We start from the raw sequence: 23,036 nt of genomic DNA, 5'->3' as shown, positions 1-23,036 counted from the left end.
CGGGAACCCGGATCCGGGCCCCTGTCGACCGGCGGCGCATTGCGTCGCGCGCCGCGATGGGCTGTGACTCGGCCCCGCCGAATCAACGGAGACGAGCGAGACGATGTCGGGTGGTCACGGGGCGATCGAGGGGTCGAACAAGCGCGTGGCGCTGCTGATCTCGGTGCTGGCGCTGTTCCTCGCGTTCAGCGAGACGCTGGGCAAGGCGTCCCAGACGGATTCGATCGGCGCCAACGTCGAGGCCGCGAACCAGTGGGCCTATTTCCAGGCCCGCACGATCCGCGCGACGGTGCTCAAGACCGCCGACGAGGCCCTGGCGCTGGTGCCCCCGGGGCCGAACCAGGACGCGATCGCCGCCAAGCGCGCCGAGTGGTCCAAGACCCTGGCGCGCTGGGATTCCGAGCCGTCGACCGGCGAGGGCCGCAAGGAACTGTCCGAGAAGGCCCGCGCGTCCGAAGGCCGGCGCGACCTCGCGCTGCTGCGCTACCACCATTACGAATTGGCTTCGGCGGCCTTCCAGATCGGCATCGTGCTGGCGTCGGCCGAGGTGATCACCGGGATCAGCCTGCTGGTCTTCGCCGGCGGATTCCTGGGCCTCGCCGGGGCGGCGCTGCTCGGCTTCGGCTACCTCGCGCCGCACGCCCTGCCGTTCTTCCACTGATCGGCGTCGGCCACCGGCAGCGACGTAACGCCACTCCCGTTCCCGATCGATTGAACCCGCGCGCCGCCGGGCTGGACGCGCGGTGCGGAAGCTGATCGTCTCGGCACATTCCAGGGGGGAATGATGTCCGAACACTCAGAAGATCAGGGCCGCCTGACGAAGATCGCCAGCGCGATCTTCCTGCACACCGAGCACGCCATCTACGCGGCGCTCGGCATCCTGTTGGCGCTCACCGCCCTCGTGGCGCTGATCGAGGCCGCCGGCATGACTTGGGAGGCGATGCGGGCGCTCGGCGGCGCGCAGCAGATCCTGGAGGTGATCGACCGGCTCCTCTTCCTGCTGATGCTGATCGAGATCCTGCACACGGTGCGGGTCTCGATGCGGTCGGGGACGCTGACCTGCGAGCCGTTCCTGATCGTCGGGCTGATCGCCTCGATCCGGCGGGTGCTGGTCATCACCCTGCAATCGTCGGAGATCATGCACGCCAAGGACTGGTCGCCGGAGAAGCAGGCGCTGTTCCAGGCCTCGATGATCGAGCTCGGCGTGCTGGCGGGCCTGATCCTCACGATGGTGTTCGCGATCTTCCTGCTGCACCGCGCCCGCGACGACGGCAGGCCCGCGGGCGAGGAGAAGCCCGAACACGTGTCCTGACAGCCGTGCCGGCGCGCGGTCGGGCGCCGGCGGGATGGGCGGTCAGTTCATCCGCAGGATCGCGGCGTTGAGGAGCGTCGCGAACGCGACCCAGGCCGCGTAGGGGACGAGGAGCCAGGCCGCGAGCCGGTCGAAGCGCCAGGTCAGCCGGATCGTCCAGAGCACCATCACCAGCAGCATCGCGACGACGATTAGCCCGGCGCCGATCGCGTGCGCGGTGAAGAAGACCGGGGTCCAGGCGGCGTTGAGGGCGATCTGCACCAGGAACGCCGCGAGGGCGAGCCACCAGCCCTCGCGGCTCGGCCCGGTGCGCGGCATGGCGCCGAGCAGCCGCCAGAGGGAGACCGCGATCATCGTGTAGAGGATCGTCCAGGCGACCGGGAACACCCAGTTCGGCGGGTTGAAGGCCGGCTTGTTCAGGCTCGCGTACCAGCCCGGGATCTCGGCCTGGGTCGCCATCGAGCCGACGGCCGCGGTGGCCGCCACCGGCAGGATCGCGGCGGCGAGGCGCAGCCAGCGCGGCAGGGGCGATCCTCCGGGGACGTGTGTGGCGGCGGTCATGATCGTCGGTCTCCACCGGGCGCGGCGTGTGGCGCGGCTTGCCGGGGGCCACGCGCCGTGGCACGCGCCCGTCTCCATCCGCCGAGAATCGCCAGATGTCACAGCCTTACGCGCCGCAGGGTCGGTCGGATACCCGGAGCGACGCCGAGCCGGACTTCACGCGCCGGAGCCTCGCGGCCCAGGCCATGGGCCGGATCGAGCCGGAGACGCGGGCGGTGGTCATGCCGCTCCACGTCGCCACCACCTTCATCCGCGATCCCGACAACGGCTACAGCTCCGGCTACAGCTACGCGCGGCCCGACAACGCCACGGTGCGCGAGGCGGAGTCGGTCCTGGCGATGCTGGAGGGCGCCGGCGCCGGCGCGCTGCTGTTCGGCTCCGGGATGGCGGCGGCGACCGCGGTGTTCGGCGCGCTGGAGCCCGGCGACCACGTGGTCGCCGGCACGGTCATGTACTGGGCGCTGAAGCGCTGGCTGCGCGAGGAGGCGCCCCGGCGCGGCCTCACACTGACCTTCGCGGACACGGACGATCCGGACGCCCTGCGCGCCGCGATCGAGCCCGGCCGGACCAAGCTCGTCTGGATCGAGACACCCGGCAACCCGCTCTGGACGGTCACCGACATCGCCGCGGCGGCCGAGATCGCCCACGCGGCGGGGGCGCGGCTCGCCGTGGATTCCACGGCCGCCTCGCCGGTCCACACCCGGCCCCTGGAACTCGGCGCCGACATCGTGATGCACTCGGCCACCAAGATCCTCAACGGCCATTCCGACGTGGTGGCGGGCGTGCTGGCGGGCGCGCGGGCCGACGCGTTCTGGGAGCGGATCCGGGGGATCCGCGCCGGCAGCGGCGGCATCCTCGGGCCCTTCGAGGCCTACCTGCTGATGCGCTCGCTCCGGACCCTGCATCTCCGGGCAGCCGCGCAGGCGGCGGGCGCCCTGCGCCTCGCCGGGCGCCTGAGCGGACACCCCCACGTGACCCGCGTCCTCTACCCGGGTCTCCCGGACGATCCCGGCCACGCGGTCGCCTGCCGGCAGATGCGGGACGGGTTCGGCTTCATGCTGTCGATCCGGGTGGCCGGCGGCGAGGCCGGCGCCATCGCCACGGCGGCGCGGGTGCGGCTCTGGAAGCGGGCGACCTCGCTCGGCGGCGTCGAGAGTCTCATTGAGCACCGCGCCTCGGTGGAAGGCCCGGGCAGTCCCTGCCCGCCGGACCTGCTGCGCCTGTCCGCCGGCATCGAGGACACGGACGACCTGTACGGCGATCTCGATCAGGCCCTGCGCGGCGCCCACGCGGGGTGATCGTCGCGGGCGCTTGGTGCCGAACGGGTTCCTGGCGCGTTGTGCCGGCAGTTCCGGCGGCGCGAACCGCCACAGATCGCGAGTCTGACGACATGACGACCCGTTTCCGCACGATGGTCCCCGGCACCTTCGCGCTGCTCACCCTGGCGCTCGCGTCGGCCTCCGCCCGGGCCGACGCGGTGCCCGATCTCGACGTCGAGCACACCTGCCAGTCGGCCCAGGTCACGAACACGACCATCAGCGACAAGGCGAATTACGACGGCTGCATCCGCTCCGAGCGCGACGCCAAGAAGGAGGCCGAGCGGCACTGGAGCAGCTACACGCCCGCCGCCAAGCGCCAGTGCCAGAACCAGTTCAAGGCGGGCGGCTTCCCATCCTACGTCGAGATGGTGACCTGTCTGGAACTCGCCTCCGGCACCGTGCCGACGCAGAGCACCGAGGGCGGCCGCGCCGTCGGCGGGCCGGGCGCGCCGCAGGACGTCAAGGTGCAGCGGGAGGGCGGCGCCAATCTGACCAAGGAGCCGCCCGCGAGTCAGCGCACGGATCCGATCAAGGTGCTGGAGAACAAGTAAGCCGACCTCGACGCCGTCAGGCGCGCACGCTGCTGTAGGCCGTCGTCACGTAGGGGAAGTCGAGCGTCGCTCGGCCGGCGAGTTCGGGCGTGTCGGCGATGAGGGCCCGCACCGCTGCGGCGACGCGGGCGCGCTCGGCGCTGGGAAGCGCCGCGATGAAGCTGACCGAGAGCGTGCGATCGAGGATCACGGCCTCGGGGGTGCCGCTGTGCGCGTGCCGCCAGCACCGCTCGCGCAGCGGCCCGAAATCCGGCGCGGGAAACGGGGCCCGCCACGCGCCGGTGCGGTAGCGCGGCGCGCCGCCCTCGTGCGGATCGGTGATCCGCGACAGGGCGGCGACCCAGGGCACGGTCTCGTCGCGCACGTTCCAGATCAGCCCGAGCCGGCCGCCGGGACGCAGCACCCGGGCGATCTCGGTGAGCGCGGCGGCCGTGGCGAACCAGTGGAAGGACTGGGCGCAGACCACCGCGTCGAGGCTCGCCGCGTCCAGCGGGATCGCCTCCGCGGTCCCGGCGAGGGCCTCGACCTCCGGATGCGCGCCCGCGATCCGCGCGCGCATGGCGTCGACGGGCTCCACCGCGACGACGGAGGCTCCGGTCGCGCGCAGGGTGGGCAGGAACTTGCCGGTGCCCGAGCCCAGGTCGAGCACCCGCCGCCCCGGCCCGAGACCGAGATCCGCCGCGAGCCAGCCGGTCACGGCCGCCGGATAATCGGGGCGGCCCGTCACGTAGGTGTCCGCCTCGGCACCGTAGCCCTGCGCGGCGGCGCGGTGAATCGCCGATCCCCTCTCGTCCGACATGCCAGCACAGCTCCCGACGGTGCGCGACGCGGCGCGCCGGCGTGCTATGGGCCGAGTCGCCCCCCGCGCACCAGACCCTTCTCCCGCCGGCCCCGTGAACGCCCTCGCCATCATCGCCCCGATCTTCGGGATCGTCCTGATCGGCTGGGCGGCCGCCCTCGCGGGGCTCCTCTCCGACAAGGTCAGCGACGGGCTGTCGGAATACGTCTTCGCCGTCGCGGTCCCGGCGCTGATCATCGCCACGCTGACCAAGCCCGGGATGAGCGGGACCGTCGCGTGGTCCTACTGGGTCGCGTATTTCGGCGGCGCGGCGATCTCGTGGTTCGTCGGCACGCTGATTGCCCGGCGGCGCGCCGGGATCGAGCGGCGCGGCGCGATCCTCCACGGCTTCGCGGCGAGCCAGTCGAACACGGTGTTCGTGGGCGTCCCGATGATCCTGCAGGCCTACGGCGAGGAGGGTGCCTTCCCGCTGTTCATGCTGCTCGCCGTCCACCTGCCGCTCATGATGGGCAGCGCCACCTTCCTGATCGAGTCCGATTCCGGCCTGCCGGTCCTGGCGCGGATCCGCGGTCTCGCCCTGGTGCTCCTGCGCAACCCGATCTTCGTGGCGCTGCTGATCGGCATGGCCATGAAGGCCCTCGGCCTCGCGCCGGCCGGCATCGCCCGGTCGCTGATCGACGCCTTCGCGGGCACCGCCTCCACCTGCGCGCTGGTGGCGCTCGGCGCCGGCCTGAAGCGCTACCGGGTACTGTTCGACCTCAAGGGTGCCCTGGTGATCGCGCTCCTGAAGAATCTCCTCCACCCGCTCGCGGTCTGGGTCCTGGCCTTCCACGTCTTCGCCATGCCGGCCGCCTACGCGGGCGTCGCCACCCTGTTTGCCGCCATGCCGGTGGGGATCAACGCCTACCTGCTGGCGGCGCGCTACCGGACCGAGACCGGCATGGTCGCGGCCTCGGTCCTGGTCTCGACCCTCCTGGCGCCGCTCACCACGCTGGCCTGGCTCACGCTCCTCGGCCGGGCGTGACGGCAACGCCCCGGCGTCACCGCGCGCGTTGGACCGGGCGCCGCGCGGGTCTAGGGTAGGCCCAAGCGCGCGGGCCGCGAGGACCCGCGCTTCCCTGCAGGCGAGGAATTTCGATGAACGCTCCGATGCGCCCTCCGGGCAGCGCCTCACCGTCGGCCCCGGCCTCGGCCCGCTTCGTCTGGGACGATCCCTTCCTGCTGGAGGATCAGCTCACCGAGGACGAGCGGGCGATCCGCGACGTCGCCCAGAGCTTCGCGCAGGAGCAGCTTCTCCCGGGGATCGTCGAGGCCTACGCCACCGAGAAGACCGATCCCGGCCTGTTCCGGAAGATGGGCGAACTCGGTCTCCTCGGCGTGACCCTCCCCGAGGAGTACGGCTGCGCGGGCGCCTCCTACGTGGCCTACGGGCTGGTGGCGCGGGCGGTCGAGGCGGTGGATTCCGGCTACCGCTCGATGATGAGCGTGCAGTCCTCCCTCGTCATGTACCCGATCCACGCCTACGGCTCGGAGGAGCAGCGGCAGAAGTTCCTGCCGAAGCTCGCCTCGGGCGAGTGGATCGGCTGCTTCGGCCTGACCGAGCCCGATGCCGGCTCGGACCCGGCCGGGATGAAGACCAAGGCCGAGAAGATCGACGGCGGCTACCGGATCTCCGGCGCCAAGATGTGGATCTCGAACGCGCCCTTCGCGGACGTGTTCGTGGTCTGGGCGAAGTCCGACGCGCACGAGGGCGCAATCCGCGGCTTCGTCCTCGAGAAGGGCATGAAGGGCCTGTCCGCACCGACGCTCAAGGGCAAGCTGTCCCTGCGCGCCTCGACCACCGGCGAGATCGTCATGGAGGGCATCGAGGTCGGCGAGGACGCGCTCTTGCCGAACGTCTCGGGGCTCAAGGGGCCGTTCGGCTGCCTCAACCGGGCGCGCTACGGCATCTCGTGGGGCGCGATGGGCGCCGCCGAGGATTGCTGGTACCGCGCCCGCAGCTACACCCTGGAGCGCAAGCAGTTCGGCCGGCCCCTGGCGCAGACGCAGCTCGTCCAGAAGAAGCTCGCCGACATGCAGACCGAGATCGCGCTGGGCCTGCAGGCCTCGCTCCGGGTCGGGCGGCTGATGGACGAGGGCCGGATGGCCCCGGAGATGATCTCGCTGGTCAAGCGCAACAATTGCGGCAAGGCGCTGGACATCGCCCGCACCGCCCGGGACATGCACGGCGGCAACGGCATCATGGGCGAGTACCACGTGATGCGCCACGCCCAGAACCTCGAGACGGTGAACACCTACGAGGGCACCCACGACGTCCACGCCCTGATCCTGGGCCGGGCGCAGACGGGGCTGCAGGCGTTCTTCTGAGATCCAGGAACGCGCCTCCCACCCGCACCCACATCCTGAGGTGCGGGCGGGATATCACCGCAGCGCTGGGGTGGGCTTACTCCCCGCCCTCGTCGCCGGCGAGCGACCATTCGAGCACCCGGGCCAGGTGATCGTAGGCGCCGTACTTGCTGGCATATTGCGGGTAGGGCCGCGCCGTGTAGGCCGCCTCGCCGGTCATGAACCGGGCCACCAGCCCCTTGAGCCGCGCGGCGTGCTCGGCCACGATCGCCTCCACGCCGCGCTCCTCGCCCCGGGGCGGCTTCACCGGGATCGGGACGAAGGGCTTCCGCCCGCCCGAGGCGTGGACGTAGAGCAGGTCCGGCGTCGTCTTCGCGGCCGGGAGGTCCGCGAAGGCGCCGTGCATCAGCATCGCCGCCTCCAGGGTGAGCTGCGGCGAGAACCCGGTGAAGATCATCTTCGCCGAGGGCGGCGTCCCGGTCTTGTAGTCGACGATGCAGGCGGTGCCGTCCGGCCGCAGCTCGATCCGGTCGGCCCGGGCGCGCAGCGTGAAGGTCTCGCGCCCCATCGGGATCACCCAGCGCCCGGAGACCTCCGGGTAGACCCGGGTCAGGCCGGGCCGGCGCTGCGCCTCCCAATCGAGATAGGCCGAGGCCATGCGCTCGTAGCGCGGCCACCACTCGGCGTAGAGGTTCGGGTACTCCGCCTCGATCTCGCCGAAGGCGTTCACCGCGAGGTTCAGCAGACGCTCCGCCGCGTCCGGCGGCAGGTCCGCCGGGTGGCGTGCGGCGAACTCCGCGAAGACGTCGTGCACCAGGGAGCCGCGGGTGGCGACGCCCGGCGCCGCCGCCAGGGGATCGAGGGGATCGAGCCCGAGAACGTGGCGGGCGAAGATGCTGTAGGGATCGCGCACCAGCGTCTCGATCTCGGTGACGCTGAGCGAGCGCGGGAACAGGGCCGGGTCCGGCTTCGGCGCGGGGCGCTTCAGCCGCGGCTCCGGCGGCGCCGCGTCGAGCCGCGCGGCGAGGCCCGTGATCCGGCGCCCCGCGCGCAGGACGGCGTCCCAGCGGGCATCGCCCGAGAGGGCGCGCAGGCGCTGGATCAGGCGCGACGGCACGGTCGGCGCGCCCTCCCGCTTCAGCGCCCGGGTGATCACCGCGTCGCGGCAGCCGAGCGCCTGCACGAAGTCGTGGGCCATCTGCCCGATCCGCCGCTCGGGCGGATTGAGGCCGACCCGCTCGCGCATCGGCCGGTTGAGGAACGAGTCGGTCAGCGTGCGCACCGGCCAGACGCCCTCGTCCAGCCCGCCGAGCACCACGCGGTCCACCGAGAGCAGGCGCGCCTCCAGCAGCCCGAGGATGCGCAGGCGCGGATGCGGCGCCTCGCCCGAGCAAGCGACCTTGCGCTCCCGGGCCAGCGACGTGAAGAAGGTGGCGTAATCGTCGAACCGCCCCGGCATCAGGCCGGGTTCGGCCATCTCCAAGTCGTCGAACAGCGCGTCGAGGCAGGACAGGGATCCGTCCGTCTCCGCCGGGGAAGCGTCCTCCGGCCCGGCGATCAGGCGGTCGCACGCCTCCCGGTGCCCCGTGGCGGTGGTGACGAGGTCGCAATCCCCGGCCCCGTCCGGGCCCGGAAAATCCCGGAACACCACATCCAGCCGGTCCAGCAGGTCCGCCGCCAGCTCCCAGTCGACGTCCTTCAGGCGGCGCTTGGCCCGGGGCCGGTGCTCGGGCGGTCCGGCGCGCTCGGCGGCGAGGGCCTTGCGCAGGCCGTCGAAGCCCGGGGCCGGGACCGGGCCGCGCAGCAACCCGATCTCCAGGGCCGCGGCGCCCCGGACCACGTCGGGGCGCGGCAGCCCGAGATGGACCATCGGATGGGAGAGCAGTGCGATCAGCCGGGCGGGGATCGCGTCGGCCTGATCGCGCGCGAGGTCGGCGGCGAGTTCCGCCGCGAGCCGGGCGAGCCGCCCGGCGGCGCTTCCGGCGAGGGACAATCCGGCGGAATCCTCCGCCACGATGCCCCAGCGCAGCAGTTCGACGGCGACCCGGCCGGCGAGCCCGCGGTCGGGCGTGATGAGGGCCGCGGTGGCGCCGGGGGTCTGGAGGGTCTCGCGCAGCGCCAGCGCCGCGACCAGCGCCTCCTCGCGCTCGTCGGCCGCCTCGGCGAGCGCGAGCCCGTCGAGGCCCAGGCGGGCAACGGTGTCGCGCTCGGCCGGGTCGAGGGCGGCCCACGCATCGGTGGTGTCGGCCGGACGGAGGGCCTGCGACAGGAGCGCGGCCCGCGCCGCCTGGCCGGCATCGGGCTCGCCGAGGGCGACGACCTCCGCGCGGCCGATGTTGAGGTTCTCCGGCCCGAGCAGCCGGTGCAGCACCGCCTGCGGGTGGCCGTGCGCGATCACGCGGGAGAAGCCCTCGCCGGTGTCGATGCCGTCCCATCCGGCCGCGTCGAGGTCGAGATCGAGCCCGGGCAGGACCACGGCGCCGTGGGGCAGCTTGGCCACGGCGGCGATGAGCCGGGCCGTGGCCGGCACGGAGCCCAGCGACCCGGCGACGATCACCGGGTCCTGGGTCGCGCTGCGCGACAGGCGCCGCTCCTCCGCGAGGACGAGCCCGCGGGCGCGGGCGACCGGATCGGCGAGTCCCCGCTCGGCCAGGAGCTTCGGCCAGTTCTCGGCGGCGATCTTCACGAAGTCGAGGGTCAGGCCGAAATAGCGGGAATACTCGGCCTCGACGGCCGCGCCGATCTCCGACCAGGGCAGGCCCTCGACGGTGAGCGCGTCCATCAGGCGCTCGAGATCGCCGGCGAGCCCGACGGCGTCGGCGGGGGAGGACGGCACGAGGAACGGCACCTCGGCATCCAGCGGCAGCAGCGTCCGGTCGACGGTCTTGGCCCAGGCCTGGACGAGGCGGGCCAGGATCAGACGACGCTCCAGCGGCGGCATCGGGATGCTCAGGGGGTCGGCGTTCTCCTCCAGCAGCGGCTCGGCGGCGAGGTCGAGTTCGGCCTCGTCGGCCTCGCCGAGGGGTATCATCCGCGGCAGCAGCGTCGCCTGGCCGGGCGCGTCCCGGCCGAGCCTCTCGGCCAGGATCGCGCCGAGGGCCCGGGCCGCGCGGCGGGTCGGCAGGTAGATCGTGACCGCGGCGAGGGCCAGCGGATCGCCCGCCACCGGACCGACGAGGCGGCCGGAGAGCAGCGCCTCGGCGAGCGTCGGCAGGAACGGAACGCCGCGGGAGATGGTGAAGACGGCCTGTCGGGCGGGCATGGGGGCTTCTACGCCCCCGCCGGGCTCGCGGACAGGGGGCGATGGGCCGCTGGGGAAACGATCGCGCGGCTCCCCCCACCCCGCGTAGGTCAGGGATCCGGGCGCGTTCCGCCGCGGACCTCAGCCCTTCGCCCTCGCGGCGGCGCCGTAGCCGGCGCGGCGGCCGAACACGACGCCGGAGGTCAGCCCCGAACCGCCGGGATAGCCGTTGAAGAAGACGCCGCCGACCATCTCGCCGCAGGCGTAGAGGCCGGGAATCGCGCCGCCGTCCGCGCGCTCCACGCCGCCGTCGTCGCCGACCTCGACGCCGCCGTAGGTGAAGGTGATGCCGCCCGTGACCGGGTAGGCCTTGAACGGCCCGGTCTCGATCTTCTGCGCCCAGTTCGACTTCGGCAGGGCGAGCCCCCGTGTGCCGCGCCCGTCCTTCACGGTCGGATCGAACGGCACGCTCTCGTCCACGGCGGCGTTGAACGCCGCGATGGTCCGCCGCGCCGCCGCCCGGTCGATGCCCTCGAGCCGCTCGAGGAGCCCGTCCAGCGTGTCGGCCTCGACGTAGTGCGCGTCGTGGAACCGGTACTCGCTGTAGAGCAGGTGATCGACCTTGGCGTCGAAGATCTGCCACGCCACGTGCCCGGGCTGCTCCATGATCGAGCGGCCGAACTGGGCGTAGGTGTAGTTGCGGAAATTCTTGCCCTCGTCGACGAAGCGCTCGCCGTTCGCGTTCAGCATCAGACCCAGGAAGTAGCAGATCTTCCGGTAGTGCTTGCGCTCGCCGTGCGGCAGGTCGAGGTTGCCGTAAGCGGGGGTGTGCAGGTCCATCGGCGTGGCGTGGCAGCCGCCGTAGAAGCCGTGGGCCTTCGCGCCGAGGTCCAGGGCCATCTGGAGCCCGTCGCCCTGGTTGTGGGGCGTGCCGCGCACCCGCGCCCTGTCCCAGCCCGCGCCGATGAAGCGCGTGCGGAGGGCGGCGTTCGACTCGAAGCCGCCGCAGGCCAGCACCACGGACGCCGCCCGGACCGGCCCCTGCGGCGTCTCCACGCCGACGACGCGCCCGTCCTCCACGATCAGCCCCCGGGCCGGGCAGCCGTAGCGGATCTCGCCGCCGGCCCTCGTGAAGGCCTCAAGCTCGGCCCGTGCGAGCCCGAAGCCCTCGTCGTGCGTGGCGAGCGTCAGGCCGCCCCAGAACACGAAGCGCCCGTCCTTCTCGAAGGATTGGCGGGAATAGATCGGCTCGAACTTCACCCCCTGCGTGGCGAGCCAGCGCAGAGCCGCGCCGCTCTCGTCGATCAGGATGCGCTGCTCGCGCGAGAGCGGCCGCCCGTCGTTGAAGCCGAGCAGGTCCTCCTCGAACTTCTGCGCCGTGTAGGCGCCGAAATCGGTCCGCGGCAGGCGCGGATCCTCGGGATCGACCAGCAGCGGAATCAGGTCGTCGTTGCCCGCGTAGACGAAGCGCATGGCGCCGGCCGTGTAGGCGGTGTTGCCGCCGGCGAGGTCCCGCTCGGCCTTCTCGATCATCAGCACCGAGGCGCCGCGCTCCAGGGCGGCGAGACCGGCGCTCATGGCGGCATTGCCCGACCCGACCACGACCACATCCCACCGCGCATCGTCCGGACGCTGCATCCCTGCCTCCTCTCACCGGCCTCTCTCGCCTCATTGTATACGACTGCATGCAATTGGCGGCAAGCGTTTCGGCCCCCTCGGTTTCGCGCTATGGCCGAGCGAGGAGAGCCGGACATGAAGGCCAGCGAAGCGGAGCGCTCCAGCGGCGCCGGCGCCTATGAGCGGCTGCTGCGGGCGATCGAGGAGGGCGAACTCGCGCCCGGCAGCCGCCTGCGCGAGGCCGAACTCGCCGAGCGGTTCCAGATCAGCCGCACGCCGGTGCGGGAAGCCCTCGGCCGGCTGGAGGCGCAGGGACTCGTCGCCCACGAGCCGCATCGCGGCGCCAGCGTGGCGCAGCTCGACTACGGCCAGGTGAGCGAGCTCTACGACCTGCGCGAGGTGCTGGAGGGGACGGCCGCGCGCCTCGCGGCGATCCACGCCAGCGCGGTCGAGACCGAGATCCTGGAGGAGATGGTCGCCCGGGACCGGACGCTGCTCGGGGACGCGCCCGCGCTGGCCCGGACCAACCGGCTGTTCCACCGGCAGATCCACGGGGCGGCGCGCAACCGCTTCCTGCAGAGCACGCTGGAGACGATGCGGCTGTCGCTGGTGCTGCTGCCGGGCGCCACAACCCTGGCGGCCCCGGATCGCGCCGCGGAGTCGCTCGCCGAGCACGCCGCCATCGTGGCGGCGATCCGGGTCCACGACGGGGATGCCGCCGAGGCCGCCGCCCGGGCCCATATCCGCGCCGCCTTCAAGGCGCGGATCCGGATCTGGCAGGAGAGCTGAGCGGCCCCGGCCCTCAGGCGTGGGCGGGCACGCGCTCCAGTCCCGCCCGGCCCCGGAACAGGGCGAGCGTCGCGACGATGCCGCAGGCGGCCGCCGCCATCAGCCAGTAGCTCGGCGCCGCCCGGTCGCCGGTCTTCTCGATCAGGAAGGTCGAGACCATCGGCGTGGCCGTGCCGAACAGCGCGGTGGCGAGGCTGTAGGCCAGCGAGAAGCCGCTCGCGCGGACGTGCGGCGGCACCACCTCGGAGAGGGAGACCACCATCGCGCCGTTGTAGACGCCGAAGAAGAACGAGAACCACAGCTCGACGGCGAGCATCTTGCCGAAGGTCGGGTCGGCCACGAGCCAGTGCAGGGCCGGGTAGGTCGTCAGCAGCGACAGGGTCGAGATCGTCAGCAGCACCGGCTTCCGGCCGACGGCGTCCGACAGGGCCCCGCCCACGGGCAGCCAGATGAAGTTCGTGATCGCCACGAACAGCGTGACGATCAGGCTGTCGGTCTCGGTGAGCTTGAGGACGTTCCTGCCGAAGGTCGGGGTGTAGACGGTGATCATGTAGAAGGTCACCGTCGTCATCGTGGTCAGCATCATGCCGAGCAGGACGATCCGCCAGTTGGCCGCCACCGTGGTCAGGATCTCGCGGGTGCTCGGATGGTGGGTCCGCTTGGCGAAGTCCTGCGTCTCCTGGAGCGAGCGCCGGATGAAGAAGATGAACGGCACGATCAGGCAGCCGATCAGGAACGGGATGCGCCAGCCGAAATCGCCGATCTGCTGCTTGGTCAGGAAGGCGTTCAGCCCGTAGCCGATCAGGGCGGCGAACATGATCGCCACCTGCTGGCTCGCCGACTGGAACGACGTGTAGAAGCCGCGCCGACCGGGCGTGGCGATCTCGAACAGGTAGATCGAGACGCCGCCGATCTCGACGCCCGCCGAGAAGCCCTGCAGCAGGCGCCCGGCGAGGACGATCAGCGGGGCCGCGACGCCGATCGTGTCGTAGCTCGGGCAGAAGGCGATGAGCACCGTGCCGCTCGCCATGATGGCGAGCGTGATGATCAGGCCCTTCCGGCGACCGATCCGGTCGATATAGGCGCCCAGCACGATCGCCCCGAGCGGCCGCATCAGCGCCCCGAGCCAGAACGTGCCGAAGGTTAGGAGCAGCTCGGTGGTCTCGTTGCCCGAGGGGAAGAACGCCCGCGCGATGTAGGTGGCGTAGAACCCGAACAGAAAGAAGTCGAACATCTCCAGGAAGTTGCCGCTCGTCGAGCGGAGGATCGCGCCGATCCTCGACTGGAGCGTGGCCCCGACGGCCCCGGGATCACCGGCCATGACGACGTCCTTTCCGGGTGCCCATCAGGCACCGATCCACTTCATGGCGACGATCGTGCCGGTCACGGTCAGCGCGCCGCCGATGCGGGTGGCGATCTGCGCGAAGGGCATCAGCGCCATGCGGTTCGCCGCCGTGAGGATCGCCACGTCGCCGGTGCCGCCCTGACCGCTGTGACAGGCGTTCACGATGGCGGTCTCGATCGGGTACATCCCGAGCCAGCGGCCGACGAAGAAGCCGACTGCCATCAGCGTCACGACGGTCGACACGATCGTGATCAGATTGACCAGGGTGAAGGCGGCCATCAGCTCGTGCCAGGGGGTGAGCGCCACGCCGATGGCGAAGAGCAGCGGGTAGGTCATCGAGACCTGCACGAACTTGTAGACGACGAAGCCGCCGGCCTGGAGGTGGGGCGACACCGCGCTGGCGAGCTTCGCCAGAACGGCGAGGAACAGCATCGCCACCGGCGCCGGCAGGCCGACGAGGTGATGGGCCATGACACCGAGCAGGTAGAGGGTGATCGCCGTGAGCCCGGCCGCGCCGATCGTCGCGGGGTCGATCTGGCCCTTGGCGGCCTCGGCCCTGGCCTGGGCGTCGCTCGACTTGATGCCGTCGGAATCGGGCTGGAGACGGCCCTCGCCGGTGAGGTGCGGGTAGCGCTTGCCGACGGAGTTCAGGGCTCCCGACAGGATGATCGCGGTCAGGGAGCCCAGCATCACCGGCGGCAGCACCTGGGCGAAGACCACGCCCTGCTGCAGGCCGAGGATCGCCGCGTAGCCGATGGAGAGCGGAATCGCCCCCTCCCCGACGCCGCCGGCCATGATCGGCACGACGATGAAGAAGAACGTCTTGTAGGGGCCGAGGCCGAGCAGCGTGCCGACCAGCGTGCCGACCAGGGCCGCCGCCACCGAGCCGAGGGCGAGCGGCGCGAAGATCTTGAGGAAGCCCTTGATCAGGACCTCGCGGTCCATGCCGAGGATCGAGCCGACGATGATCGTGGCGATGTAGATGTAGAGGAAGTTGGTGAACTTGGTGAAATCGGTGATCGCCTTCACCATCTGCGGCGGCACCAGCGCGTAGTAGACCAGCGCCGACGGGATGAAGGTCGCGAAGATCGCGCCGGCACCGATGTTCTTCAAGATGGGGATCCGCTTGCCGATCTCCGCGCAGGTGAAGCCGCCCATCACCAGCACGGCGATCATGGTCGGCCCGTCGGGCTTGATCTCGCCCTCCTGAACCAGGACGGTGAGGAGGATCGCCAGAATGACGAAGATCGGGAGCGGTATGATGCCGATCTTAAAGTCGATCAGGCGCCACCAAACGTCCGGCCAGAACCGGGCCGCGCGCCCGTTCTCCACCCGCCCCTCTGCCGGCGAGGGGATCGGGCTCGGTGATGCGGTGCTGGTCATGGCGTCCCCCCGGATCTCTGACCGCTTGCGGGCCGTTTCGCCGCGCCCTCGCGACCGCGGCCTGAACCGCGATTCGTCGAGTCCCGCACGATTGGCGGCGGATTGAGTGATCTCCGGCGTAGCAGCGCGGATAAGGGGCGGCAACGCGATCCAGGGAACAAAGGACGCGACCTGTCCCGTCGGCCGGGATTAAGACCCCGGCTCCGTCGTGGTCACCGGGCACGGAGATGGCCCGGCGTCGACCGGGCCATGACGGCATCGCGCGGGGACAGGCGACGGGACCGAGGCCCCGCCGCCGGGATCGTCGATCAGAAGTCGCGCTGGACGCGGAAGCGGACCTGCGAGACCGAGTCCTGCGTCACGGTGCGCGGGACGAAGGTGCCGTTGTTGATGCCGGCGACGTTGGCGTAGGCGGTGGGGCTCTTATCGGAGTCGATGGCGCGTCCGTGCTTCACGCCGATCTGGGTGTAGAAGGCCTCGACGCCGATATCGAGATCGCGCATGGGCGACCAGATGATGCTGCCGCCTGCGACGAACTGGTAGGTGTCGCGCAGAGCTTGGCTCAACTGGTAGAAGCGCGTTCCGGGCGCGCCGACCGCGTTGGAGCCGAAATTGGCGGCGCCGTTGAAGTTCAGGACGTTGTAGAGCGCGCCCTGGGCGAGGCGGGCATTGCGGGAGAAATCCTGCTCTCCGTAGGAGCCGAAGACCGCCGAGCGCCATTCCGGCGTCCAGTAATGCAGGAACGACGCGACCGCCGAGAAGGATTGCGATGTCTGCAGCTGGCCGGTGAACGGGTTGACCGTCGCGTCCGAGAAGCTCTGGTAGATCTTCTGGCCATGGAAGCCGTTGTTGAGCTGCGTGTAGCAGCCGGTGAAGGCGCAGTACCCCGTGTACATCTGCGCCCCGTCGGCGTAGGCGCCCTGGAGATAGAGGGCATCCCCCAGCGCGACGAAGGGTGCGTTGATCTTCAGGCCGCCCTGCACGGCCCAGCCCTCGACGCTCTTGGTGTGCGCGACGCTGACATTGGCGCCCGGCGCGGGCGTCGCCGCGATGTTGCCCACGTTCAGCTCGTGCACCGCGGCGGAGAGCTGCGCCGAGCCCCAACCCTGATCGACGCGCAGGACGCCGACGACGTCGGGCAACCGCTCGCGCTGGACGCTGTCGATGCTGCCGACCCCGATCGGGGCACCTCCGAAGTAGCCGACGAAGACCGGGCTCGCCGGCGACGCGGTGCCGGCCGGCGCGTAGATCGGGCTGCGCCGGAAGACCGGGTCCTCGACCGACAGCGTCGCCGACAGGCCGTAGCCGGCCGACACCGTGTAGGCGAGAAGGTTGGTGGAGGAGACATCCGAGCCGGAGGTCGCGCCGTAGATCTCGAAGTCGTGGGCGTAGAAGTCGAAGAAGGACGACGCGCGACCGGCCGTGAGGCCGGCGAACTGGATGAACGCCTTGTCCACATTCATGAATTGCTGCGCGTGCCCGGCCTCGTCGACGCCCGTGGCGTCGTAGGCCTGCCCGATGCGGGCCTGGGTCCCCGAGCGCGCGTACCCGGTGCGGGACCCGGCATCGAGGCGAACGAAGGCGCGCAGCGTGCCGTAGGCGGTCTGCGTGCGGGCATCGAGGTTGATGCGCAGACGGCCCTGATAGCCCGCACTGTCACCGGCGTTCGTTCCGGCCTGCCGCGTCGACGCTGTCATGTATCCGCCCTCGAACCGGGCACGGCCGGAGATGCGAAGGCAGGTATCGGTGCCGGGAATGTAGAAGAAGCCTGCGCCGTACGCGCCGCAGACGCGGACGTACTCGACCGGCACACCCTTCCTGATCGGCAAGTCGGCGGCGTGTGCAGCGCCCACGGCCGCGAACGCGGCAGCAGACCCCAACAGCGATGATCTCAGTAACGGCATCGACGTCTCCGGATTTTGAAGCTCAAATCTCGCAAACGGATGAGCAAGACCGGAAATTCCAAGTATAATCTGTGATTATCTCACGGACTTATGGGTAGTTCTAGCTTGCTACGACGGTTCTGTGGCCCATTTGCCGGGATACACTGTGCATCGGCCGTCGTACGCGCAACAAAGATTCGATCTTTTCTCCGATCTTCCAAGATAATGTTGTACGATCGCAACAAGACGCGCCAAAATAATACAAGAAAGATCGATCATTACTGATTTTATCAGCCGACCCGAAGATTAAAGGCGCAGGTCAGATAGTGTTATTTCAAGTTCTCTCGCGCGATCCCCACCAATCGACGGGCGCCGGTCCGGAAGGCGGGTCAGGGCTGTCGCGCGGGCCGCATCCGGCCAGTGAGTCATCGCGGCCGCGGTCGAAACCGGCTCGGCGTCCCGCAGCGGACCTGCGGCCGCCGGCAATCGATTCGAAGCGCGTGCCGCGCTTGTCCGGCTCGTCGGCCTGAAGACCGGATTGTCCGTCGGATGGCGTGCGCCGCACGACGCGGCGGCACCGTTTCGGCTGGATAGAAGCGGAGCACGCTCGGACAGTGGAACCGGTCAAACGAGGCCGCGCAGCGTCAGCTGCCCGCGCGCGGCGCGGAGCAGCGCCGGCGCTCCTCACCGGCAGGTCATCGACCGGGGCACGCGCAGCGAGTCGCCCGGCGGGACGCCGGACTGTGCCCGCCCGGGAACGGCGGTTCCGTCAGCGGACCCGCGCCCGGTCACCGCTCCGCGCGACGCCACGACGGCGCGGCGGCGGTCGCGCCGGATCGCGTCGGCGACCTCGTCCGCGGGCAGACCGCCTCACGGGCCGGGAGCGGCCCGACACAACGAAAAAGGCCCGGCCGAAGCCGAGCCTTGAGGTTTCTGAAGCACGGGGACCGGCGCGGAGGCCGAAGCCCCGGCGCCGGTGGAGTGGCTTAGAAGTCGCGCTGGACGCGGAAGCGGAAGGTGGAGACGCTGTCCGCCGTCGTGGTCCGCGGCACGAAGGTGCCGTTGTTGATGCCGGCGACGTTCGCGTAGGCCGTCGGGCTCTTGTCGCGGTCGATCACGCGGCCGTTCTTCACGCCGATCTGGGTGTAGAAGCCCTCGACACCGATATCGAGGTCCTTCACCGGCGACCAGATGATGCTGCCGCCCGCCACGAACTGGTAGGTGTCGCGCAGCGCCTCGCTGAGCTGGAAGAACCGGGTGCCCGGCACGCCGACGCCGTTCACGCCGAAGGAGTTACCGGTCGGGTTGGCGAGCGCGAAGGCCGCGCCTTGGGCAAGACGGGCACCGCTGCTGTAGCTCATCTCACCGTACGACCCGAAGAAGGCCGAGCGCCACTCCGGCGACCAGTAGTGGAGGTACGAGGCCGTCGCGGTGAAGCTCGTGGACTACTCCAGCTGCCCCGTGAACGGGTTGAGCGTCGCGTCGTTCATGTACTGCGCGAACTTCTGGCCCTGGATGGTGGCCGGGTTCTGCGAGTAGCAGCCGCTGAAGGCGCAGTAGCCGGTGTACATCTGCGCACCGGAGCCGTAGGCGCCCTGCAGGTAGAGGGCGTCGCCCGGCGCGATGAACGGCGTGTTGATCTTCAGGCCGCCCTGCACCGCCCAGCCGTACGAGTTGCTGGTGTGCGGGATGCTGACGTTCGAGCCGGTGCCGGTGCCGGCGCCGTTCGCCACGTTGCCGACGTTCAGCTCGTGGACGGCGGCCGAGACCTGAGCGGAGCCCCAGGCCTGGTCGAGGCGCAGGGCGCCGACGAAGTCGGGCATGCGCGAGCGCTGGATCACGTCGACGAAGCTGTACCGGGTCGGCACGCCGTTGGTGTAGCCGATGAACACCTCGGCCGGCGACTGGGACTGTGCGAAGTTCGCGATGTTGGCGTTGACCGTCACGCCGCCCGGGTTGTTCGTCTGCGAGAAGATCACGCTGCGGCGGAAGACCGGATCTTCGGCCGAGATCGTCGCGGACAGGCCGTTGCCGAGCGTGGCCGTGTAGGCGAGCAGGTTGGTCGAGGCGATGTCGGAGCCGAGCGTGGCGCCGGCGAACTCGAAGTCGTGGGCGTAGAAGTCGAAGAACGACGAGGCGCGACCGGCGGTCATGCCGGCGAACTGGATGAACGCCTTGTCGACGTTCACGAACTGCTGGGCGCGGCCGAACTGATCGATGCCGAGGCCCGGGAAGGCCTGGCCGATACGCTGCTGGGTGCCGGAGGTGCCGACGCCGGAGTAGCCCGTGCGTGAGCCGGCATCGAGGCGGACGAAGGCGCGCAGCGTGCCGTAGGCGGTCTGGGTGCGGGCATCGAGGTTGATGCGCATCCGGCCCTGGTAGCCCGACGTGTCGCCGTTGCTGCCCTGACGCGAGTAGCTGGTCATGTAGCCGCCCTCGAACCGGGCGCGGCCGGAGAGACGCAGGCAGGTGTCGGTGCCGGGAATGTAGAAGAAGCCTGCGCCGTAGGCGCCGCAGACGCGGACGTACTCGATCGGGACCGCCTTCTTGACCGGCAGGTCGGCGGCATGAGCAGCACCCACCGCCGCGAACGCAGCAGCAGACCCGAGCAATGAGCTCTTCAAGAGCTTCATAGACATCTCCAAAGCTTCGAGACCCAATGATGCGGACGTGCCCGGTTATCCGGGTCTAGCCGCACGTTCTGTAGGTTTGGCCCGCGTCTTAAGTGGCAGGCTCCTGCGGGCTCTCGCTTGGCGATGCCCCCGTGCACGATCACCATGTGCGAACGGGTTTCTGCGAGCAACGAGGATTCGCGGCCGCCTCGGCAGTTCCAGCGCGATGTTGCGGCCTGGCAACATTCTCGGGGTGCTTTAGTCGGCAATGGTTCGCCGAATGTGCACGAATGCTGTCCTGAGCGGCTGACCTGCCGCTCCGACGGGCAGCGGCCCGCCCGGACCCGATCCGGGTCCGGGCGGGCTCTCGCCGTCTCAGGCGATTCGCCGGCGCGGCGGCACCGGAAGGCCGCCGCTCGTGGATGTGTCGGGCGGCGGCCTCACCATGGACCGACTCACATGGGCGGCGTCAGTCCATCCTTGCCGACGGCGACGCGCCGGGCGGTGATGCGCCCGTCATCCCCGCGCGCGGCGATCACGAAGACCTTGGCGCCGGGCGTCACGGCCGAGGCGCTGGCGGGCTCGAAGCTGACGACCGGCGCCTGCGGCGGCACCAGGATCTGCAGGGACTGGCCCTGGCCGTAATCGACCGTGAGGGTCCGCTCCGCCCCGCCGCCGCTCGCCTTCACCGTCCCGTTGGTCATCGCACTCTTCACGCGGGGCGCGTCCGGCGCGGTCGAGCGCATGTCCGTCTTCACCGTCCCGTTGGTCATGGCGCTCTTCACCGGCGCGCCGCCCGCGGTGCGGTCGGGGATCATGTCCCAGTCGTAGTGTCCCTCGCCGGTGCCGCGCATCGCCTCGGGAAACAGCACCACCTCCAGGGCCACCGGCGGCTCGCCCTTCGTGGCGGTGCCGATGAAGACGCCGTCCTTGATCGCGTCGAGGCTCGACGGAACGACCCAGGAGACCTTCGCGTCGGGGGCGAGCCCCACGGTTTCCGACGCGCCGTCGATCGTCTTCAGCGTGAAGCCGCCGCCCGCGACCGCCTCGACGGTGCCGCGCAGGCGCTCGACCTTCGGCGCCGCCTGCGCAGCGGTGGTGACGGCCAGCAAGCCCATCAGTGCGAGCGTCGTGAGTTTTGCCATGGGTATTATCTCTTCTCGCTGCCGGGATCGTCGCGACCGGCGGGACGTGGGGCGGGATCGCGTGACGACAGCCCTGGAGGGCCTGTGACATCGCACCCGGGTTTCGCGCCCGCGCCCGGCCCGGTTACGCGTCCCCGGCCTCTCCCAGGCGACTCAGGAACGGCGCGGCCGCCGCCTCCGCGGCCGCCTCCACAGCGCGGTACCGGCGCACCACGTCGGCGCCCAGGGCGGAGAGGCGCGCGCCCCCGCCGGCCCGGCCGCCGGTCTGCGCCTCGACCACGGGCCGGCCGAAGCCGGTGTTCATCGCCTCCACCAGCAGCCACGCCCGGCGGTACGACATGCCGAGCGCGCGGCCCGCGCCGGCGATGGAGCCGTGCTCGGCGATCATCTCGAGAAGCCGCACCTTGCCGGGACCGAGGCGGTGTCCCGGTCCGAGATCGATGCGGATGCTGAGCCGGGGCGCCTCGCCCGCGGCCGGGGCGGGGCTCCGGAGCGGGCCGGGTGAGGCGCTCAGGCGGGGAGCGCCAGCAGCGCGAGGCCGGCCGCGGCGAGGCCGGCGCCGAGGGCCGGGGCGGCCCGCGTCGCTCCGATCCGCGACGCCGCGACGCCGACGCCGATCCCCGCGGCGTGCAGGAGCGCGGTGGCCGCGAGGAAACCGAGGCCGAAGGAGAGGCCGGAAGCGGTCTCCGGCATCTCGGCCCCGTGGGCGTAGCCGTGGAACACCGCGAAGACGCCGACCAGAGCGGCCAGCAGGGCGACCGGCGCGCGGAGGCCGACGACGGCGGCGAGACCGAACACGACGATGGACAGCGCGATCGCGATCTCGACATGCGGCAGCACCACGCCGGCCAGGCCCAGGCCCGCCCCCACGCTCATCAGCGCCAGGAACGACAGGGGCAGCGCCCAGAGCGCCCGCCCGCCGCGCAGGCTGGCGAGGAGGCCGACCGCGACCATCGCGAGCACGTGGTCGGCGCCCAGAAGCGGATGGAGGAAGCCCGCCTCCGCGCCCGTCGCGGCGCCGTGGCCCGGGTGGGCGAGCGCCGCCTGGGGCAGCAGGATGAGTGCCGCCGGCAGGAGCGCCAGGGATGCGGCGGGTCGGGAGGAGAGCAGGCGCTTCATCGAGGATCCTTCGCTGGACCCGCGAAGATGTAGCGCCCTTCCGCCGCCGCTGCGAGGGGCCGGCGAACGATGATGCGGCCGCGCGGCGGCGCCGCGAGCCGGGGCCTCAGAGCGACATCGCCTCGTGGACCGCGGATGGGGCGAACGGCTCCGAGAAGGCGGCCCCGACGCCGTGGGTGAAGTGGCGCATCACCGTGGCGGTCTTTCGCCCGACGCGGATCATCGCTCCGATCTCCAGCTCGTGGTCGACGAGCAGGGCGACGCCGGAGGCCGAGACATTGAGGACGTGGCCCTGGAAGGCCTCGCCCGTCGCGGTCGTGACCTGGACGATCTTCTGCCTCGGTACGATTCGCCGGTGAGCCCGGACCGGCTCGGGCTGCAGATCCTGGGCGCGCGCCAGCGTCACGAACTGCCGGGCGAGATCGGTGAGGATCGCGCGCCCGCCCCGGACACAGACGATGAATTCCTGGCCGGCCACGCGGGCGATGCGGGCCTCGAGCGTCCCGATATGGCGGATGCTGCAGGTGAGATCCTCACCCGGCGCCAGGAGCGAGGAGGATCGGAACCGGATACCCTCGGTCGAGACGTCGGCGGTCACGGCGTAGAAATCGCGACGCCGCTGGTTCCAGCACAGAGCAGGCAACATGACGATGTGCCGCCGAACCATCGCACCCGTATCATCATGAAGAAGACATCGGTGACCTTCTGGGGCCCGAGATTTTTCCGGGCTGTTCAGGCAAACCGTAAAATTGGCCTGATCCCGATCTCCGGCGGGCCGCGTTCCCGATGCCGGGCCGCACGGCGCGGAACCAACCTTTCCGTCCCACCTCGGCGCTCGGCGCGGGGTGCGCGAACGTCGCGCTCCGAGGGCCGCCGACCGCGGCGGTGCGATCGCGCCACCAACTGAATACAAGATGCATCTTGACCCTATGGCACGGATGCTGCCTTGGGATTGTGCATGCCACACGGCCGCGCAACACTGCCGGTCGCTCCTGGAACGGACGCGGCCGATCC

18 protein-coding genes and 1 pseudogene are annotated in these 23,036 nt (G+C 71.0%); 7 read left to right on the top strand and 12 right to left on the bottom strand.

What is annotated here, in order from left to right; translation table 11 throughout:
• Positions 1-103 precede the first annotated feature (103 nt).
• Both BKE41_RS27490 and BKE41_RS27485 read left to right on the top strand, forming a co-directional pair.
• Positions 104-661, top strand: a complete 558-nt coding sequence (locus BKE41_RS27490; RefSeq protein WP_012322006.1) for a DUF4337 domain-containing protein — start codon at positions 104-106, stop codon at positions 659-661.
• Positions 662-784: 123 nt separating this feature from the next.
• Positions 785-1,312 carry a phosphate-starvation-inducible PsiE family protein gene (locus BKE41_RS27485; RefSeq protein WP_012322005.1) on the top strand — a complete coding sequence of 176 codons (528 nt, stop codon included), beginning with the start codon at positions 785-787 and terminating at the stop codon, positions 1,310-1,312.
• A gap of 42 nt (positions 1,313-1,354) precedes the next feature.
• Here the strand turns inward: BKE41_RS27485 and BKE41_RS27480 are convergent, their stop codons facing one another.
• The gene (locus BKE41_RS27480) at positions 1,355-1,873 is read right to left on the bottom strand and encodes a TspO/MBR family protein (protein ID WP_012322004.1); all 519 of its coding nucleotides are present in this window, start codon (positions 1,871-1,873) and stop codon (positions 1,355-1,357) included.
• Positions 1,874-1,968: 95 nt separating this feature from the next.
• Between BKE41_RS27480 and BKE41_RS27475 the strand changes: the two genes are divergently transcribed.
• Both BKE41_RS27475 and BKE41_RS27470 read left to right on the top strand, forming a co-directional pair.
• Positions 1,969-3,171, top strand: coding sequence for an aminotransferase class V-fold PLP-dependent enzyme (locus tag BKE41_RS27475; RefSeq protein WP_059408849.1), 1,203 nt, complete (start codon positions 1,969-1,971; stop codon positions 3,169-3,171).
• A 92-nt stretch (positions 3,172-3,263) separates the two neighbouring features.
• The gene (locus BKE41_RS27470; protein WP_071000432.1) at positions 3,264-3,743 is read left to right on the top strand and encodes a hypothetical protein; all 480 of its coding nucleotides are present in this window, start codon (positions 3,264-3,266) and stop codon (positions 3,741-3,743) included.
• A gap of 16 nt (positions 3,744-3,759) precedes the next feature.
• Here the strand turns inward: BKE41_RS27470 and BKE41_RS27465 are convergent, their stop codons facing one another.
• Entirely contained in the window at positions 3,760-4,542 is a 783-nt protein-coding gene (locus BKE41_RS27465; protein WP_059408848.1) for a class I SAM-dependent methyltransferase, read from the bottom strand.
• A 94-nt stretch (positions 4,543-4,636) separates the two neighbouring features.
• Between BKE41_RS27465 and BKE41_RS27460 the strand changes: the two genes are divergently transcribed.
• Positions 4,637-5,566: an AEC family transporter gene (locus BKE41_RS27460; RefSeq protein ID WP_043074922.1), complete on the top strand. Its 930-nt coding sequence runs from the start codon at positions 4,637-4,639 to the stop codon at positions 5,564-5,566.
• Positions 5,567-5,679: 113 nt separating this feature from the next.
• Positions 5,680-6,909, top strand: a complete 1,230-nt coding sequence (locus tag BKE41_RS27455; protein WP_043074921.1) for an acyl-CoA dehydrogenase — start codon at positions 5,680-5,682, stop codon at positions 6,907-6,909.
• Between the two features lie 76 nt (positions 6,910-6,985).
• Here the strand turns inward: BKE41_RS27455 and addB are convergent, their stop codons facing one another.
• Both addB and tcuA read right to left on the bottom strand, forming a co-directional pair.
• Positions 6,986-10,150: a double-strand break repair protein AddB gene (gene addB, locus BKE41_RS27450; protein WP_071000431.1), complete on the bottom strand. Its 3,165-nt coding sequence runs from the start codon at positions 10,148-10,150 to the stop codon at positions 6,986-6,988.
• Between the two features lie 120 nt (positions 10,151-10,270).
• Positions 10,271-11,767, bottom strand: a complete 1,497-nt coding sequence (gene tcuA / locus BKE41_RS27445) for an FAD-dependent tricarballylate dehydrogenase TcuA (RefSeq protein ID WP_071000430.1) — start codon at positions 11,765-11,767, stop codon at positions 10,271-10,273.
• Positions 11,768-11,881: 114 nt separating this feature from the next.
• Between tcuA and BKE41_RS27440 the strand changes: the two genes are divergently transcribed.
• Complete coding sequence (locus tag BKE41_RS27440; protein ID WP_012321996.1) at positions 11,882-12,535, top strand: GntR family transcriptional regulator; 654 nt, start codon at positions 11,882-11,884, stop codon at positions 12,533-12,535.
• Positions 12,536-12,548: 13 nt separating this feature from the next.
• Here BKE41_RS27440 and BKE41_RS27435 read toward each other — a convergent pair whose 3' ends face one another.
• The 8 genes and pseudogenes from BKE41_RS27435 to BKE41_RS27400 form a co-directional block, all read right to left on the bottom strand.
• On the bottom strand, positions 12,549-13,856 hold the full coding sequence (locus BKE41_RS27435; RefSeq protein ID WP_024828298.1) for an MFS transporter: 1,308 nt from the start codon (positions 13,854-13,856) through the stop codon (positions 12,549-12,551).
• A gap of 24 nt (positions 13,857-13,880) precedes the next feature.
• A complete protein-coding gene (locus tag BKE41_RS27430) occupies positions 13,881-15,263 on the bottom strand; it encodes a 2-hydroxycarboxylate transporter family protein (protein ID WP_024828299.1) in 1,383 nt (460 codons plus the stop codon).
• Positions 15,264-15,571: 308 nt separating this feature from the next.
• The gene (locus BKE41_RS27425; RefSeq protein WP_071000429.1) at positions 15,572-17,167 is read right to left on the bottom strand and encodes a porin; all 1,596 of its coding nucleotides are present in this window, start codon (positions 17,165-17,167) and stop codon (positions 15,572-15,574) included.
• Positions 17,168-18,132: 965 nt separating this feature from the next.
• Positions 18,133-19,779, bottom strand: a pseudogene (locus tag BKE41_RS27420) (porin).
• A 434-nt stretch (positions 19,780-20,213) separates the two neighbouring features.
• Entirely contained in the window at positions 20,214-20,903 is a 690-nt protein-coding gene (locus BKE41_RS27415) for a hypothetical protein (RefSeq protein WP_024828302.1), read from the bottom strand.
• Positions 20,904-21,027: 124 nt separating this feature from the next.
• A complete protein-coding gene (locus tag BKE41_RS27410) occupies positions 21,028-21,306 on the bottom strand; it encodes a LysR family transcriptional regulator (RefSeq protein WP_024828303.1) in 279 nt (92 codons plus the stop codon).
• Between the two features lie 107 nt (positions 21,307-21,413).
• Positions 21,414-22,022 (bottom strand): HupE/UreJ family protein, encoded by a 609-nt coding sequence (locus BKE41_RS27405; RefSeq protein WP_024828304.1) that lies wholly within the window; start codon positions 22,020-22,022, stop codon positions 21,414-21,416.
• Positions 22,023-22,128: 106 nt separating this feature from the next.
• Positions 22,129-22,668: a PilZ domain-containing protein gene (locus tag BKE41_RS27400; protein WP_012321989.1), complete on the bottom strand. Its 540-nt coding sequence runs from the start codon at positions 22,666-22,668 to the stop codon at positions 22,129-22,131.
• Positions 22,669-23,036 lie beyond the last annotated feature (368 nt).

It is taken from the genome of Methylobacterium sp. C1 (assembly GCF_001854385.1).
Classification (GTDB): Bacteria; Pseudomonadota; Alphaproteobacteria; order Rhizobiales; family Beijerinckiaceae; genus Methylobacterium; species Methylobacterium radiotolerans.
The sequence above is the reverse complement of the archived record's forward strand: the minus strand, read 5'-3'. Positions and strand labels throughout refer to the sequence as shown.

Bases quoted from the DNA above. Each gene is read 5' to 3' on its own strand.
- BKE41_RS27490 (WP_012322006.1), top strand. From the start codon at position 104: ATGTCGGGTGGTCACGGGGCGATCGAGGGGTCGAACAAGCGCGTGGCG.
- BKE41_RS27485 (WP_012322005.1), top strand. From the start codon at position 785: ATGTCCGAACACTCAGAAGATCAGGGCCGCCTGACGAAGATCGCCAGC.
- BKE41_RS27480 (WP_012322004.1), bottom strand. From the start codon at position 1,873: ATGACCGCCGCCACACACGTCCCCGGAGGATCGCCCCTGCCGCGCTGG.
- BKE41_RS27475 (WP_059408849.1), top strand. From the start codon at position 1,969: ATGTCACAGCCTTACGCGCCGCAGGGTCGGTCGGATACCCGGAGCGAC.
- BKE41_RS27470 (WP_071000432.1), top strand. From the start codon at position 3,264: ATGACGACCCGTTTCCGCACGATGGTCCCCGGCACCTTCGCGCTGCTC.
- BKE41_RS27465 (WP_059408848.1), bottom strand. From the start codon at position 4,542: ATGTCGGACGAGAGGGGATCGGCGATTCACCGCGCCGCCGCGCAGGGC.
- BKE41_RS27455 (WP_043074921.1), top strand. From the start codon at position 5,680: ATGAACGCTCCGATGCGCCCTCCGGGCAGCGCCTCACCGTCGGCCCCG.
- addB (WP_071000431.1), bottom strand. From the start codon at position 10,150: ATGCCCGCCCGACAGGCCGTCTTCACCATCTCCCGCGGCGTTCCGTTC.
- tcuA (WP_071000430.1), bottom strand. From the start codon at position 11,767: ATGCAGCGTCCGGACGATGCGCGGTGGGATGTGGTCGTGGTCGGGTCG.
- BKE41_RS27440 (WP_012321996.1), top strand. From the start codon at position 11,882: ATGAAGGCCAGCGAAGCGGAGCGCTCCAGCGGCGCCGGCGCCTATGAG.
- BKE41_RS27435 (WP_024828298.1), bottom strand. From the start codon at position 13,856: ATGGCCGGTGATCCCGGGGCCGTCGGGGCCACGCTCCAGTCGAGGATC.
- BKE41_RS27430 (WP_024828299.1), bottom strand. From the start codon at position 15,263: ATGACCAGCACCGCATCACCGAGCCCGATCCCCTCGCCGGCAGAGGGG.
- BKE41_RS27425 (WP_071000429.1), bottom strand. From the start codon at position 17,167: ATGCCGTTACTGAGATCATCGCTGTTGGGGTCTGCTGCCGCGTTCGCG.
- BKE41_RS27415 (WP_024828302.1), bottom strand. From the start codon at position 20,903: ATGGCAAAACTCACGACGCTCGCACTGATGGGCTTGCTGGCCGTCACC.
- BKE41_RS27405 (WP_024828304.1), bottom strand. From the start codon at position 22,022: ATGAAGCGCCTGCTCTCCTCCCGACCCGCCGCATCCCTGGCGCTCCTG.
- BKE41_RS27400 (WP_012321989.1), bottom strand. From the start codon at position 22,668: ATGTTGCCTGCTCTGTGCTGGAACCAGCGGCGTCGCGATTTCTACGCC.